The 14,293-nt window shown below is 70.3% G+C and carries 12 protein-coding genes and 2 pseudogenes; 4 read left to right on the top strand and 10 right to left on the bottom strand.

Going from position 1 to position 14,293, the window contains the following annotated elements; translation table 11 throughout:
- Positions 1-144 precede the first annotated feature (144 nt).
- Positions 145-432 (bottom strand): annotated as a pseudogene (locus ACZ7IB_RS12885) (macro domain-containing protein); the annotation flags it as partial.
- Between the two features lie 44 nt (positions 433-476).
- The gene (locus tag ACZ7IB_RS12880) at positions 477-2,312 is read right to left on the bottom strand and encodes an AMP-dependent synthetase/ligase (protein ID WP_470912124.1); all 1,836 of its coding nucleotides are present in this window, start codon (positions 2,310-2,312) and stop codon (positions 477-479) included.
- Between the two features lie 167 nt (positions 2,313-2,479).
- Between ACZ7IB_RS12880 and ACZ7IB_RS12875 the strand changes: the two genes are divergently transcribed.
- Entirely contained in the window at positions 2,480-3,211 is a 732-nt protein-coding gene (locus ACZ7IB_RS12875; protein WP_405683051.1) for a MerR family transcriptional regulator, read from the top strand.
- Between the two features lie 21 nt (positions 3,212-3,232).
- On the opposite strand, the gene ACZ7IB_RS12870 is transcribed toward ACZ7IB_RS12875, so the two are convergent.
- Genes ACZ7IB_RS12870 through ACZ7IB_RS12850 form a run of 5 tightly spaced genes read right to left on the bottom strand, consistent with a single transcriptional unit; the run spans position 3,233 to position 10,014 of the window.
- Positions 3,233-5,404 (bottom strand): 3-hydroxyacyl-CoA dehydrogenase NAD-binding domain-containing protein, encoded by a 2,172-nt coding sequence (locus ACZ7IB_RS12870; protein ID WP_470912121.1) that lies wholly within the window; start codon positions 5,402-5,404, stop codon positions 3,233-3,235.
- A 38-nt stretch (positions 5,405-5,442) separates the two neighbouring features.
- Positions 5,443-6,657: an acetyl-CoA C-acetyltransferase gene (locus tag ACZ7IB_RS12865; RefSeq protein WP_470912120.1), complete on the bottom strand. Its 1,215-nt coding sequence runs from the start codon at positions 6,655-6,657 to the stop codon at positions 5,443-5,445.
- 36 nt (positions 6,658-6,693) lie between these two features.
- Entirely contained in the window at positions 6,694-7,836 is a 1,143-nt protein-coding gene (locus tag ACZ7IB_RS12860) for an acyl-CoA dehydrogenase family protein (RefSeq protein WP_470912118.1), read from the bottom strand.
- Between the two features lie 10 nt (positions 7,837-7,846).
- Complete coding sequence (locus tag ACZ7IB_RS12855) at positions 7,847-8,872, bottom strand: LLM class F420-dependent oxidoreductase (protein WP_329834029.1); 1,026 nt, start codon at positions 8,870-8,872, stop codon at positions 7,847-7,849.
- Positions 8,872-10,014, bottom strand: coding sequence for a CaiB/BaiF CoA transferase family protein (locus tag ACZ7IB_RS12850; RefSeq protein ID WP_470912115.1), 1,143 nt, complete (start codon positions 10,012-10,014; stop codon positions 8,872-8,874). The genes ACZ7IB_RS12855 and ACZ7IB_RS12850 overlap by 1 nt, the downstream gene beginning before the upstream one ends.
- Positions 10,015-10,218: 204 nt before the next feature.
- Between ACZ7IB_RS12850 and ACZ7IB_RS12845 the strand changes: the two genes are divergently transcribed.
- Together ACZ7IB_RS12845 and ACZ7IB_RS12840 are read left to right on the top strand one after the other, a co-directional pair.
- Positions 10,219-11,409, top strand: a complete 1,191-nt coding sequence (locus ACZ7IB_RS12845) for a saccharopine dehydrogenase family protein (protein WP_470912113.1) — start codon at positions 10,219-10,221, stop codon at positions 11,407-11,409.
- 128 nt (positions 11,410-11,537) lie between these two features.
- A pseudogene (locus tag ACZ7IB_RS12840) lies at positions 11,538-11,606 on the top strand (peptidoglycan-binding protein); the annotation flags it as partial.
- A gap of 75 nt (positions 11,607-11,681) precedes the next feature.
- Here ACZ7IB_RS12840 and mmpA read toward each other — a convergent pair.
- Together mmpA and ACZ7IB_RS12830 are read right to left on the bottom strand one after the other, a co-directional pair.
- On the bottom strand, positions 11,682-11,825 hold the full coding sequence (gene mmpA / locus ACZ7IB_RS12835) for a morphogenic membrane protein MmpA (RefSeq protein WP_470912111.1): 144 nt from the start codon (positions 11,823-11,825) through the stop codon (positions 11,682-11,684).
- Between the two features lie 49 nt (positions 11,826-11,874).
- A complete protein-coding gene (locus ACZ7IB_RS12830) occupies positions 11,875-12,552 on the bottom strand; it encodes an endonuclease V (RefSeq protein ID WP_470912109.1) in 678 nt (225 codons plus the stop codon).
- A gap of 112 nt (positions 12,553-12,664) precedes the next feature.
- Here ACZ7IB_RS12830 and ACZ7IB_RS12825 point away from each other — a divergent pair, with 112 nt between their 5' ends.
- Positions 12,665-12,964: a YciI family protein gene (locus ACZ7IB_RS12825; protein WP_470912106.1), complete on the top strand. Its 300-nt coding sequence runs from the start codon at positions 12,665-12,667 to the stop codon at positions 12,962-12,964.
- Between the two features lie 89 nt (positions 12,965-13,053).
- Here the strand turns inward: ACZ7IB_RS12825 and ACZ7IB_RS12820 are convergent, their stop codons facing one another.
- A complete protein-coding gene (locus ACZ7IB_RS12820; protein WP_470912104.1) occupies positions 13,054-14,154 on the bottom strand; it encodes a WD40/YVTN/BNR-like repeat-containing protein in 1,101 nt (366 codons plus the stop codon).
- Positions 14,155-14,293 lie beyond the last annotated feature (139 nt).

Below are 14,293 nucleotides of genomic sequence, written 5' to 3'. Positions count from 1 at the left end.
TGGAAACCTGCCACCCGCCCAACGAGCACCAGCCGCCAAGGTCACCCATTCGGCCCCAGAACTACCTCCCGCCCCGCGAACCCGCCGACAGGACCCACTCACGCTCACTAAAACTCGCTTCGACGCAGCAAATCGACAGCAGCTCACAACCCCCTTGCTGCCCGTGCGCATCCCCCGCTGGCCCACCATGTTCGCCACCCAGAGGTACGGACTCACCTGGACGAACTGCGTCGCCCCCAGGGCGAAGTCGTTGCCCGCGCGCTCCCGGTGCCAGTGGCGGTAGGCCGTCTCCGGTTCGGGCCAGCGGCGCGAGACGGCCAGGACGAAGCCCTTGCCCCAGCCGCCCAGGTCGTTGCAGACATGCGCGATCAGCTTGACGCCCTTGCCCTGCGGGGCGGTGGCGTCTCCCCCTACATACGTGGTCCCTGACATGACACCAGCGTAGGAGCCACCACTGACAAGTGCCCCGGGCCCGGTCAGTCCCGGCCGCCCTCCCCGTACAGCGCGTCGATCAACGCGCCGTACTTGTCGCGGATCACCCGTCGGCGCAGTTTCAGCGAGGGGGTCAGTTCGCCTGTCTCGGGGCTCCATTCCTCCGAGAGCAGCCGGTAGCGCTTGATCTGTTCCGTGCTGTTGAGCCGGGCATTGGCCGCCTCGACCGCTCGGGCGATCTCCTCCCGTACGGCCGGATGGCCGGCCTGCGCGGACGGGTCGGCGTCGATGCCGTGGGCCGCCGCCCAGGCAGGCGCCGTTTCGGAGTCCAGGACCAACAGCGCGACCAGGTAGGAGCGGCCGTCGCCGTGGACGAGGGCCTGGCCGATCAGGGGATGTTCCTTGAGGGTGTTCTCGACCAGGGCCGGCGAGACGTTCTTGCCCGTCGAGGTGACGATCATTTCCTTCTTGCGGTCCTTGAGCCAGAGATAGCCGTCCTCGTCGATCCGGCCGATGTCCCCGGTCGCGAACCAGCCGTTCTTGTCGCGGGCGTCGTCCACCGTCCCGTCGGCACGCAGATAGCCCGTGAAGACCGTCTGCCCGCGCACCAGGATCTCGCCGTCCTGCGCGATCTTCAGTTCCAGGCCTTCCAGGGGCCGCCCCACCGAGCCGAGCCGGAAGGCGGACGGGCTGTTGCAGGTGCAGACCCCGACCGTCTCGGTCAGCCCCCACGCATCCATGATCACGATGCCGAAGCCGGTCCAGAAGCGGACCACGTCGAGTGGCATCGGTGCGGATGCGCTCGCCGCCCACGCCAGCCGGTCCAATCCGGCCGGCGCCAGCAGCGGGTCCAGGATCGTGGACTTGGCATGCTGGTATGCGGCTTCGAGCGCCGCCGGTGGTTGTTCGCCGCGCTCCCGGTACGCAACATGTTGCCGGGCCGTCCCGCCCGCCGCGTCGATCGCCGCACGCTGCTCCTGCGGCAGGGCGGAGAGGGCGGCCTGCACGGAGGCTGCGAGCTTCTCCCAGACTCTCGGTACGCCGAAGAACTGGGCCGGGTGCAGGGCTCGTGCCGTGGCCGCGACGGCTGCCGGGTCGGCGCAGAGGTGGACGTGCGAGGCGCGGAAGACCGGCAGATAGATGCCGAGCACCCGCTCCGCGATGTGGGCGAAGGGCAGGTAGCAGATGTGCTCGACGTGGTCGGGGAGCTCGACGACCCGGTCCAGTGCGAGGGCATTGAGGACCACGCTGCGGTGGGTGACCGGGACCGCCTTGGGATCGCCGGTCGTGCCGGACGTGTAGACGACGGTGAGCAGGTCGTCAGCGCGGGACTCCCGCCAGGCCTTCTCGAACACGTCGGGCCGGTGCAGCCGGGCGCCCGTGGCCAGCAGTGATCCATACGCACGGTGGGGTCCGGCCTCGGCCGCCTCCACGACGACCAGCTTCTCCAGCCGTACGGTGTCCTCCGCGAGCAGCGGCTCCCAGCGCTCCAGTTCGCGGCTGCCCTCGACGATCGCGAACCGGGCGCGGCTGTGCCGGGCGATGTGTGCGATCTGTTCGGGGGCCGCGGTGCCGTACACGCTGACGGGGACTGCCCCCAGGTGGGTGAGGGCCAGGTCGGACAGCCAGTGTTCGGGCCGGTTGCCCATCATCATGAGGACCTGTTCGCCGCGCTCCACACCGAGTGCGCTGTACCCGGTGGCGAGTACGGCGGTCCTGCGCCGTACCTCCTGCCAGGTGAGGGTCGTCCATTCCGTTCCGTCGCCGCCGGCCCGCCAGGAGAGCGCCGGACGGTCGCCGTGGTCCTCGGCGTTGCGCAGGAGCAGAGCGGGCAGGGTGAGTTGCCCGGGTTCCGCGGGGAGTCGCAGGATCGTGGTCACGGCCGCCTCCTGTCACCATCGGCCGGACCGTGCGGGTCCGTTCCGGAGTGGGACTGCGCTTGGATGCTGCCGGACACTTTCACAACAGTGGTGAGACAGCAATACTGTTGAACCTGATTGGTGCAGACGCAGCAGTTCGCCGCTGGGTCGGAACGCGAGGAGCAGACATGGCGACCGGGACCGAGGACCCGACGCTCACCGTCGACGAGCTGGCGGCACGCGCCGGTGTCACCGTACGCACCGTGCGTTTCTACAGCACTCGGGGTCTGCTGCCGCCTCCGGTGATCGGGCCGCGTCGCGTCGGGCACTACGGGCATGAGCATCTGTCCCGGCTCGCACTCATCGAGGAGCTCCAGCACCAGGGCATGACGCTGGCCGCGATCGAACGCTATCTGGAGCAGCTGCCACCGGATCTGAGCGCACACGATCTGGCGATCCACCGGGCGCTGGTGGCGTCCTGGGCGCCGGATTCGGCGGAAGATGCGACGCGGGCGGAGCTGGAGCGGCGTGCGGGGCGGGCGCTGACCGAACAGGACATAGCACGGTTGGCAGCCATGGGGGTGCTGGAGCGTGCGGAGCCGGCCGACGGCAGCTACCGGGTGGACCCGGGGCTGCTGCGGCTCGGGGTCGAGCTGCTCGGTGTACCGATCGCGCACGAGACGATTCTGGCCGCGCGCACGGTCCTGCTGGAGCACTCCCGGTCCGCCGCGCAGGAGCTGACCCGGCTGTTCCGGGACGAGGTGTGGAATCCGTACCGGGAGCGGGAGTCGGACCCGGAGCATGTGGCGGCGATGAAGTCGCTGTCGGCCCACATGCAGCCGATGGTGCTCCAGGCGCTGGTGACCGCGTTCCAGCGGTCGCTGAAGGAAGAGCTGCGGGCCGCGTTCACTGCGGAGTGAACGCGGCCCGGGGTGCTGCTGTCAGTCGTGGAAGGTCTCGCCCTTCTCGGCCTTCTCCAGGAGCAGCGCGGGCGGCAGGAAGCGGTCACCGTACTTCTCGGCAAGCTCCCGGGCGCGTGCCACGAAGCCGGGCAGGCCGCCCTCGTAGCCGTTGATGTACTGGAGAACGCCACCGGTCCACGGCGGGAAGCCGATGCCCATGATGGAGCCGATGTTGGCGTCGGCGACGGAGATGAGGACGTTCTCCTCCAGGCAGCGGACGCTGTCCAGTGCCTCGGAGAACAGCATCCGCTCCTTCATGTCGACGAAGGGGATGCCGGTGTCGGGCCTCGTGAAGTGCTCACGCAGCCCGGGCCACAAGCGGGTGCGCTTGCCGGCCTCGTCGTACTCGTAGAAGCCCGCGCCGCCGCTGCGTCCCGGGCGGTCGAACTCGTCGACCATCCGGTCGATGACCGCGTCCGCCGGGTGTCCGGCCCAGGTGTCACCGGCCTCCTCGACGGCCCGCCTGGTCTCGTTGCGGATCTTGCGGGGCAGGGTGAGGGTCAGCTCGTCCATCAGGGAGAGCACCTTGGCCGGGTAGCCGGACTGTGCTGCGGCCTGCTCGATCGATGCGGGCTCGACGCCCTCGCCGACCATGGCGACGCCCTCGTTGATGAACTGGCCGATGACGCGCGAGGTGAAGAAACCCCGGGAGTCGTTGACGACGATCGGCGTCTTCTTGATCCGGCGGACCAGGTCGAAGGCGCGGGCCAGGGCCTCGTCGCCGGTCTGCTCACCCTTGATGATCTCGACCGGCGGCATCTTGTCCACGGGCGAGAAGAAGTGCAGCCCGATGAAGTCGGCGGGGCGCGAGACGCCCTCGGCGAGGACGGTGATGGGCAGGGTCGAGGTGTTGGAGCAGAGCAGGGCGTCCGGCTCGATGATGTCCTGGATCTCCTGGAACACCTTGTGCTTGAGCGCGGTGTCCTCGAAGACCGCCTCGATGACGGCGTCGCAGCCCGCCAGATCGGCCGGGTCGCCGGTCGGGGTGATGCGGGCCAGCAGTTCGTCGCGCTTGGCCTCGGTGGTACGGCCCCGGGAGAGCGCCTTGTTGAGGAGCTTCTCGCTGTACGCCTTGCCCTTGGCGGCGGCCTCCGCGGAGATGTCCTTGAGGACGACGTCGATGCCCGCGCGGGCGCAGGAGTACGCGATGCCCGCGCCCATCATCCCGGCGCCGAGGACGGCGACCTTGCGGACCTGGCGTTCCTCGATGCCCTTGGGGCGGCTGGCCCCGGAGTTGACGGCCTGGAGGTCGAAGAAGAACGCCTGGATCATGTTCTTCGAGATCTGGCCGGTGACCAGCTCGGTGAAGTAGCGGGCCTCGATGGTCAGCGCGGTCTCGAAATCGACCTGCGAGCCCTCGACGGCGGCGGCCAGGATGTTGCGGGGTGCGGGCATCGGGGCGCCCGCGATCTGCTTCTTCAGGTTGGCCGGGAAGGCGGGCAGATTCGCGGCGAACTTCGGGTTGGAGGGGGTGCCGCCGGGGATCTTGTAACCCTTGACGTCCCAGGGCTGCTGGGATTCGGGGTGGGCGTCGATGAAGGCGCGCGCCTTGTCGAGCATCTCCTCACGGGTGGCGGCGACCTCGTGGACCAGGCCGTTCTCCAGGGCGCGCTGCGGGGTGTACTGGGTGCCCTGGAGGAGGACCTTCAGCAGTGCGTCGGCGATGCCCATGAGGCGTACGGTGCGGGTGACACCGCCGCCCGCGGGCAGCAGGCCGAGGGTGACCTCGGGCAGGCCGATCCGGGAGCCGGGCGCGTCGAGGGCGACGCGGTGGTGCGAGGCGAGCGCGATCTCGTAACCGCCGCCGAGCGCCGCGCCGTTGATGGCGGCGACGACGGGGATGCCGAGGGTCTCGATGCGGCGCAGCGAGTTCTTGATGGCGGTGCCGGTGTCGAAGGCCTGCTGGGCGTTCTCGGGACCGACCTTGATCATGTCCTTGAGGTCGCCGCCCGCGAAGAAGGTCTTCTTGGCGGAGGTGTAGACGATGCCGCGGATGGAGTCCTTCTCGGCCTCGGCACGGTCGGCGATGGCCGCGATGGAGTCCTTGAAGGCCTGGTTCATCGTGTTGGCGGACTGGTTCGGGTCGTCGAGTACGAGGGTGACGACGCCGGTCTCGTCCTGTTCCCAGCGGATGGTCGTGCTCTCGGTCATTGCTTTTCTTCTCCGTAAGCAGGGGTGGCCGGGGACGGTCAGAGACGCTCGATGACGGTGGCGATGCCCATGCCGCCGCCGACGCAGAGGGTGGCGAGGCCGTATCGCTTCTCGCGCCGTTCCAGTTCGTCGATGAGGGTGCCGAGGATCATCGCGCCGGTGGCGCCGAGCGGGTGGCCGAGCGCGATCGCGCCGCCGTTGACGTTGATCTTGTCGAGGGAGAGCCCCATGTCCCTGGCGAAGCGCAGCACGACGCCGGCGAATGCCTCGTTGATCTCGACGAGGTCGATGTCGTCGATGGTCAGCCCGGCCTTGGCGAGGGCCTTGCGGGTGGCGGGCGCGGGGCCGGTCAGCATGATGGTGGGCTCGGAGCCGGAGACGGCGGCGGAGACGATCCGGGCGCGCGGCGTGAGCCCGTACCGCTCACCGATCTCCTTGTTGCCGATCGCGACGAGCGCGGCGCCGTCGACGATGCCGGAGGAGTTGCCCGCGTGGTGGACGTGGTCGATCTTCTCGACCCAGTGGTACTTCTGCAGCGCGACCGCGTCGAAGCCGCCCATCTCACCGATCGCGGCGAAGGACGGCTTGAGCGCGGCGAGCGAGTCGGCGGTGGTGCCCGGCCGCATGTGCTCGTCGTGGTCGAGGACGACGAGGCCGTTGCGGTCCTTGACGGGGACGACGGAGCGCGCGAAGCGGCCGTCCTTCCACGCTTCGGCGGCGCGCTCCTGGGAGAGCGCGGCGAACTCGTCGACGTCACGGCGGGAGAAGCCCTCGATGGTGGCGATGAGGTCGGCGCCGACGCCCTGCGGGGCGAAGCCGGTGTCGAAGTTGGTCATCGGGTCCATCGCCCAGGCACCGCCGTCGGAGCCCATCGGTACGCGGGACATCGACTCGACGCCGCCCGCGAGGATCAGGTCCTCCCAGCCCGAACGGATCTTGGCGGCGGCCAGGTTGACGGCCTCCAGCCCCGAGGCGCAGAAGCGGTTCTCCTGGACGCCCGCGACGGAGTCCGGGAGGCCGGCCGCGATGGCGGCGATCCGTGCGATGTCGGAGCCCTGGTCGCCGAGCGGGCTGACCACGCCGAGGACGATGTCGTCGATGGCTGCCGGGTCCAGGCCGGGGAAGCGGCTGCGGATTTCGTGGATGAGGCCGACGACGAGGTCGATCGGCTTGGTGCCGTGCAGGGCGCCATTGGCCTTGCCGCGGCCGCGCGGGGTGCGGATCGCGTCGTAGACAAACGCTTCGGTACTCAAGACAGCAGCCTTTCGAGGGTGGTTGTGCGTCAGGGGTCAGGCGAGCAGCGAGCGGCCGATGATCTCCTTCATGATCTCGGTCGTGCCTCCGTAGATGGTCTGGATACGGCCGTCGGTAAACGCCCTTGCGACCGGAAATTCCGTCATGTAGCCGTAACCGCCGTGGAGTTGGAGGCACCGGTCGGCGACGCGCTTCTGCAGCTCGGTGGCCCACCATTTGGCCATCGAGGCGTGTACGGCGTCGAGCCCACCGTCGGAGTGCTCGACGATGCACCGGTCGATGAAGGTGCGGGTGACGGTGCACTCGGTGGCCATCTCGGCGATCTCGAACCGGATGTGCTGGAGCTTGGAGAGCGGCCGTCCGAAGGCCTCGCGCTCCTTGACGTACTGCGTGGTGATCTCCAGCAGATGTTCGGCGGCGGCGATTCCGGCGACCGCTATGCCGATGCGCTCCTGCGCCAGGTTGGTCATCAGATGGATGAAGGCGCCGTCCCGCTCACCGAGCAGATTCTCCTTGGGGACACGGACGTCGTTGAAGAACAACTCGGCGGTGTCCTGGGACTTCTGGCCGATCTTGTCGAGGTTGCGTCCCCGCTCGAAGCCCTCCGCGCCGCGTTCGACGACGATCAGCGAGAGCCCCTTCGCACCGCCCTGAGGAGTTGTCTTCGCCACGACGACCACCAGGTCGGCGAGGATGCCGTTGGAGATGAATGTCTTGGAGCCGTTGAGCAGCCAGTGGTCGCCCTTGTCCTCGGCGGTGGTGCGGATTCCCTGGAGGTCGGAGCCCGCGCCGGGTTCGGTCATGGCGATGGCGGTGATGATCTCGCCGCTGCAGAAGCCGGGCAGCCAGCGCCGCTTCTGCTCGTCGGTGCCGAGGCCGGTGAGGTAGGGGCCGATGATGTCGTTGTGCAGCCCGAGTGCGAGTCCGGGGGCGCCGGCCCGGGTGAACTCCTCGGCGAGGACGGCGCTGTAGCGGTAGTCGGTGTTGCCGCCGCCCCCGTACTCCTCGGGTACGGCGAGGCCGAGCAGTCCCTGCCGGCCGGCCGCGAGCCAGGCCTCGCGCGAGACGATGCCGTCCTTCTCCCACTGCTCGTAGTGCGGAAGGACTTCCTTGGTCAGGAAGGTCCGGACGGTCTCGCGGAACGCGTCGTGCTCCTCGGTGAAGATCTGCCGCTGCACTGCGAGCCTCCTAGAGCCAGTTCTTGACGGTGGAGATCAGCCGGGCCGGTTCGGGGCCGACGGGGGTGACGTTGAGCATCGTCACGCCGGCCTCGCGGAAGGCCTCGATGCGGTCGCGTACGTAACCCTCGGGACCGCAGAGCGACATGAGCTCGCAGAATTCGTCCGGGACGGCGGCCTCGGCCTCCTTCTTCTTCCCGGAGAGGTAGAGCTCCTGGATGAGTGCGGCTTCCTTCTCGTATCCGTAGGCGACGGCCAGGTCGTTGTAGAAGTTCTTGCCCCTGGCGCCCATGCCGCCGACGTACAGCGCGATCTGCGGGCGTGCCAGATCCCGGAGCGCGGCGGCGTCGTCGCCGATGGCGAGGAGTCCGCCCGCGACGGTCCGGAGGGGGCCTCGTGCCGGGTCGCGTTTCGCCGCGCCTTCGGCGAGAGCCGTGCCCCACACCTGCCGGGCCTTCTCCGGGATGTAGAGCGTCGGCAGCCAGCCGTCGGCGATCTCGGCGGTCAGCCGGACATTGGCGGGGCCCAGGGAGGCGATGTAGAGCGGGATCTCCTCGCGCACCGGCCGGGTGAGGATCTTCAGCGGCTTGCCGAGCCGGCCGCCCTTCTCCTTCGGCAGCGGCATGTCGGTGATGCCGTGGTGATCGATGATCTCGCGGCGCCAGATCCGGCGGCAGAGTTCGACGGTCTCGCGGGTCCGGCCGAGCGGCTTGTCGTACGCCTTGCCGTGCCATCCCTCCACGACCTGCGGCCCGGACGCGCCGAGCCCGAGCAGTGCCCGGCCGCCGGAGATCGCGTCGAGTCCCGCACCGGTCTGGGCGATGAGGGCGGGGGTGCGGGAGTAGACGTTGAGGATGGCCGCACCGATCTTCATGCGTTCGGTACGGGCGGCCAGATAGCCCATGATCGTGGGCGAGTCGAAGCCGTACGCCTCCGCGACCCAGACGGCGTCGAGTCCGGCGGGCTCCAGCGCGGCGACCTGGTCACAGGCTTCGCGCGGGTCGCCCGCGTAGTTCAGCGGCAGGGAGAGTTCCATCAGTCGGTGGTGTCCTTCCGGATCCTCGTGATGCTGGGTACGTCCCAGTCGGCGGCGACGGCCTCGGTGTCCGTGCCGGGCCGCGCGGGCCCGCTGCGTACGGATGCGGGGGTGGCGGAGAAGCGGGGTGCGGGGGCGGGCTGGGTGAGTCCGCCGTGCTCGACGAAGGTGGAGCGGGCGGCGATGTGCGGATGGCGGGGCGCCTCACGGAGCGAGAGGACGGGGGCGACGCAGGCGTCCGTGCCCTCGAACACCTCGGTCCACTCCGCGCGCGTACGGGTCCTGAACCGGCCGGCGACGAGCGTGCGCAGCTCCTCCCAGCGGGCGATGTCCGCCCGGTCCGGGGCTTCGTCCTCGATACCGAGGAGCTTGCTGAACTCGTCGTAGAACCGCTGCTCCAGCGGGCCCACCGCCATGTACTGGCCGTCGGCGGTCTCGTAAGAACCGTAGAACGGACAGCCGCCGTCCAGGAGGTTGGAGCCGCGCCGGTCCTGCCAGCCGCCGGCCGCCAGCATCCCGTGGACCATCGTGGCGAGATGGGCGGCTCCGTCGACGATCGCCGCGTCCACGACCTGGCCCGTGCCGCCGGGCGTCCGGGCGTGCTGGAGGGCGGCGAGGACGCCGACGACGAGGTAGAGCGAGCCGCCCGCGTAGTCGCCGACCAGATTGACTGGGACGGTCGGCGGCTCACCGGCCTTGCCGATCATGGAGAGGGTGCCGGTGAGGGCGATGTAGGCGATGTCGTGCCCGGCTCGTTCGGCGAGCGGCCCATCCTGGCCCCAGCCGGTCATCCGTCCGTAGACGAGCTGCGGATTACGGGCCAGCGCGGCGGCCGGCCCGACACCGAGGCGTTCGGCGACGCCCGGCCGGTAGCCCTCGATGAGGATGTCGGCGCGCTCGATCAGATCGAGCACCTTGGCGGCCCCGTCCTCGGCCTTGAGGTCGACGAGCACGGAGCGTTTGTTGCGGTTGGTGAGGTCGTACGCGGGGTCGATGCCGAGCCCCGGGCCACCGGGCCGGTCGACCCTGACGACATCGGCGCCGAGGTCGGCCAGGAGCATCGCGGCGAACGGGCCGGGGCCGATGCCTGCCAGCTCGATTACGCGCACGCCTGCCAGCGGGCCGTGCTCTGTCGTTGCCATCAAACCCCCAGCGGTGTGACACAACTGATGTAACAGCGATGATGCTAAGAACGCACCGCGCTCCGCACAACCCTTTGGGCCGAGCAAGCGCTTAGTTCATTCCCCTGGATCCTCCCCCACGATCGCCGCCCGGCCGCACACCGCCACGAGCCCCTCCGCTAACCTCTGCCTGCCACATCGGCGCCGGCCCCTGCGGAGGCACTCGTGAACAGGCAGAACGGGGCAAAACGCCCCTACGACGTAGTCCTCTTCGGCGCCACCGGCTTCGTGGGCGCCCTCACCGCCGAATATCTCGCCGCCCACGCACCCGCCGGCTGCCACTGGGCCGCAGCCGGACGCAGTCGGGCCAAATTGGAGCAACTACGCGAACGCCTCACCGCGATCGACCCGCGCTGCGCGGATCTCCCGCTGCTGCACGCAGACGCCGACGACGAGCACTCGCTGCGCGAACTCGCCGAATCCGCCCATGTGGTGGCCACGACGGTCGGCCCCTACGTCTGGTACGGCGAGCAGCTGGTCGCGGCCTGTGCCGACGCCGGGACGGACTATGCGGACCTCACCGGCGAGGCGGAGTTCGTGGACCGGATGTATCTGGAGCATGACGCGCGGGCCCGCGAGACGGGGGCTCGGCTCGTGCACGCCTGCGGTTTCGACTCGGTACCGCACGACCTCGGGGCGTACTTCACCGTCCAGCAGCTGCCGCAGGACGTGCCGCTGACGATCGACGGATTCGTACGCGGCAACGCCGTCTTCTCCGGCGGTACGTTCGCCTCCGCGCTCACCGCGATGGGCCGAGGCCCTCACATGCTGCGCGCCGCGCAGGAACGACGGCTCCATGAACCCCGTCTGGTGGCCCGCCGCGCCCGCGCCCGGCTCGGCGCCCCGCATTTCAGCACGGAGACCGGCACCTGGGCGCTGCCGCTGCCGACGCTGGACCCGCAGGTCATCGAGCGTTCGGCGCGGGTGCTCACCCGGTACGGCCCCGACTTCCGCTACCGCCACTTCGCCTCCGTGAAGCATCTGCCCGTGGCGCTGGGCGGCACGGCCGCGATCGGCGCCCTCCTGGGTGCCGCGCAGGTAGCGGCGGCGCGGTCCTGGCTGATGGACCGTTACGAGCCGGGCGAGGGCCCTGACGCGGAGCGCAGGCGGCGCAGCTGGTTCACCGTGCGCTTCGTCGGCGAAGGCGGCGGGCACCGGGTCTTCACCGAGGTGTCGGGCGGCGACCCCGGCTACGACGAAACGGCGAAGATGCTCGCCGAGTCCGCGCTCTGCCTCGCCCTGGACGAGCTTCCGTCGGCATCGGGGCAGGTCACCACGGCCGTCGCGATGGGTGACGCACTGCTGGAGCGGCTGCGCGCGGCCGGGCTGCGTTTCCGGGTCGCGGCGGCTCACTGAGCGGACCGGCGCCCGGCTGGGGTGGGTGCGGTCGGCGTGCCGGTGTCCGGCCGCCCCGGGCGGGGTGGACGGATACCTGTCCTACCTTCTGCGGTTCGGGGTCCGCGGGACCAGCCGCAGTGCACACCATGCGGTCGCTGAAGGAGTTCCAGGCATCCCGGAACCTGCCCGTGACAGGCATCGGGGACGAGGACACCTGGCGCGCGCTGCTCAACGCCCAGGGCCCGGACCGGCACAAGGAGCGCGGCGGCGGGGCGGCGCGCCCCCTCGGGTCAGAGTGCCCAGGACACCAGCGTGCAGATCATCGAGACGGCCCAGACCGCTCCCGCGATCATGCCGAGAGTCATCCCCACCGCGACCCGGCGCTGAGCGAGATAGACGGTTCCTGGTCGCGTGGACGTTCGATGTTCGGTCATGCGCACCAGTCTGCCCGTCATGATCGGCCGACGTTATCCGTACACATACTCAGGCGGTCGCTTCCCGCAGGGCCTGGCGGCAGAGCGCGTCGGCCATGCGGGTGGTCTCCGGCTGACGGAAGTCGCGGGCCAGCAGCAGAGTGTGGGCGCAGGCGTTGTCCAGGCCGGTCCGGTGCCCGACGGAGACGAAGACCGGCTTGATGCCGTCCTGGGTGCGCAGCGCCCGGCCCACCTCCTCCTCGCCGTCGAGCAGCGGCGACCAGTCGCCCCGGCGGGGGCCCGGTTGCTCGTAGGAGAAGGTGAACGGGTTCTTGGCGACGCCGATCACCGGCAGTCCGGTGAGTACCCCGAGGTGGCTGGCGAGTCCGAAGCGGCGCGGATGCGCCAGGCCGTAGCCGTCACAGACCACGAGTCCGGGGTCGGTCGGCAGGGATTCCAGCGCGGCCAGCACGGTCGGGATCTCCCGGAAGGCGAGGAGTCCGGGGATGTACGGGAAGGTGACCCGGCCGACGGCTGTGGCCTCGGCGACCACGTCGAGCGTCGCCTCGTCGAGGACGACCGCTGCCGCCACAACGACATCGCGCTCGTCGTCGTAGGCGACGTCGACCCCCGTGACCCGGCCGGTGCCGGGCGGCGGGCCGGGTTCGTCGAGCACCACCCGGGGGCGCAGGGCGTCCTGAACGGCTCGGGCTTCGGCCTCGTCGGCGGGCATCGGGAGCGTTGTCATAGTGCTGTCGAGTTTAGGCAACGGGCACGGCGGCCGGCCCGGCAGCGGACCGGGCGGGACTTCGCGGACACGGCCCGGGGCCGGCGCACCCTCGTCCCGTAGCCTGGAGATCATGTTCGTACTCGAGTTGACCTACACCGCGCCCGCCGAGCGTATCGACACGCTGCTGCAGGACCATGTCGCCTGGCTGGACACGCAGTACGCGGCCGGGGTGTTCATCGCTTCGGGCCGCAAGAACCCGCGCGACGGCGGGGTGATCCTGGCCGTCGGGGACGACCGCGCGCAGATCGAGAAGGTCGCGGCGGAGGATCCGTTCACGGTACAGGACGTGTGCACGTACCGGATCACGGAGTTCATCGCGACGAAGACCTCGGACGAACTCATCCCGTACCGGCAGCAGTTGCCCGGGTAGCGGGCATCAGCTACCCGGGCACCGCTCCTCGATCGCCGACGGGCCGGAGCGGTGATCCTCCCGGCCCTGATCCAATCCGCCGGACGGGCCTAGAACCCCGCGCGCGCCACTCGTCCACTCTCGCCCGCGGCCCAGCAGCCGCCGTCCGGTGTGCAGTCGACCGTGTCGTACGACCCCGTGTCGACCGTGCGCCAGGTGCGGCCGCCGTCCACGGTGAGGTCCGTGCCGGTCGGGCCGACCGCCAGCGCACCCGACCTGCTGTGCGGGAGCCAGGCGACGCCCGAGCGGTAGGCGGCCGGCGGGGTGGCGGACTGCTGCCAGCTGCGGCCGGCATTGCCCGTCACCGCCGCGCCGTTCGGCGACGGCAGGCCGGCCCGGTAGTCGCCGCCGACCGCGATGCCGTGGTGGCGGTCGCGGAAGGCCAGGCCGAAGACGCCGCGTGCCGGGTCGCCGGCCGGGATCGTGGATTCGGTCGCGGTCCAGGTCAGCCCTCGGTCGGCGGAGTGCAGCACCCGTGCCGTGGCGGCGCCCCCGGTCGCCAGCCAGACGTCCTCGGGGCCCGATGCGACCAGGCACTGACCGCTGGCGGCGAACCCCGCCTCACCGGCCTGGGCATCCGGCATGCCCGCGCTGGGCAGCACCCGCCAGCTCCGGCCGCCGTCAGCGGTCGACAGGATGCGGTACTTCCCGTCGACAGGATCGCTCATCGCAAGTCCGTGCCGGCTGTCGAAGAAGGTGAGGCAGTCGTAGAAGGCGCGGGCATCTGCGTTACGGAACGCCTCCGTCCAGGTCGCTCCCCCGTCGTCCGTACGGAACACCCTGGAGGCCTCGCCCTCCCCGATGGCCAGTGCCACCGCGCGCCGGGCGTCGAATGCCTCGATGTCACGGAACTCCAGCGCCTCCTGAGCCGCACCGGGCGGTGACACATCACGCCAGTGACGGCCGCCGTCCGAGGTGCGCAGCACCGTGCCTTTCGAACCCGCGACCCAGGCGGTGCGACGGCTGACGGCGGCGAGGCCGCGGAAGCGGGCGTCGGTCCCTGTCTCGGTGAGCGTCCAGGCCGGCCGTTCGCCGGGCCGGTTCCGCTCCCCCGGTGCAGCCGCGGCTGCCGGTGTGGCCAGTGTTGCGGTCAGCGCCGCCGCACAGAGCCCCCATGACATCAGTCGTCTCGTCTTCCCCTTGGCCCTCATGGCGCTGGAAGCTAGCCCACGAGCTGCGCTCCGTCCAGGGTGCACCGGTGGTAAGTGGGCGCTCGATCGGTGCGGCGGCGTGCGGTGATACAGCTCACGCCGCCTTCCGATGCACGGATGAGGGAGTTCCGCCGTCTAC

Source organism: Streptomyces sp. NPDC037301 (assembly GCF_055602785.1).
Note: the sequence above shows the minus strand (reverse complement) of the source record. Positions and strands in the feature narration are given on the sequence as shown.

Coding starts and splice junctions, on each gene's coding strand:
- ACZ7IB_RS12875 (WP_405683051.1), top strand. CDS start 2,480: ATGGCGACCGGGACCGAGGACCCGACGCTCACCGTCGACGAGCTGGCG.
- ACZ7IB_RS12870 (WP_470912121.1), bottom strand. CDS start 5,404: ATGACCGAGAGCACGACCATCCGCTGGGAACAGGACGAGACCGGCGTC.
- ACZ7IB_RS12855 (WP_329834029.1), bottom strand. CDS start 8,872: ATGGAACTCTCCCTGCCGCTGAACTACGCGGGCGACCCGCGCGAAGCC.
- ACZ7IB_RS12850 (WP_470912115.1), bottom strand. CDS start 10,014: ATGGCAACGACAGAGCACGGCCCGCTGGCAGGCGTGCGCGTAATCGAG.
- mmpA (WP_470912111.1), bottom strand. CDS start 11,825: ATGACCGAACATCGAACGTCCACGCGACCAGGAACCGTCTATCTCGCT.
- ACZ7IB_RS12830 (WP_470912109.1), bottom strand. CDS start 12,552: ATGACAACGCTCCCGATGCCCGCCGACGAGGCCGAAGCCCGAGCCGTT.
- ACZ7IB_RS12825 (WP_470912106.1), top strand. CDS start 12,665: ATGTTCGTACTCGAGTTGACCTACACCGCGCCCGCCGAGCGTATCGAC.
- ACZ7IB_RS12820 (WP_470912104.1), bottom strand. CDS start 14,154: ATGAGGGCCAAGGGGAAGACGAGACGACTGATGTCATGGGGGCTCTGT.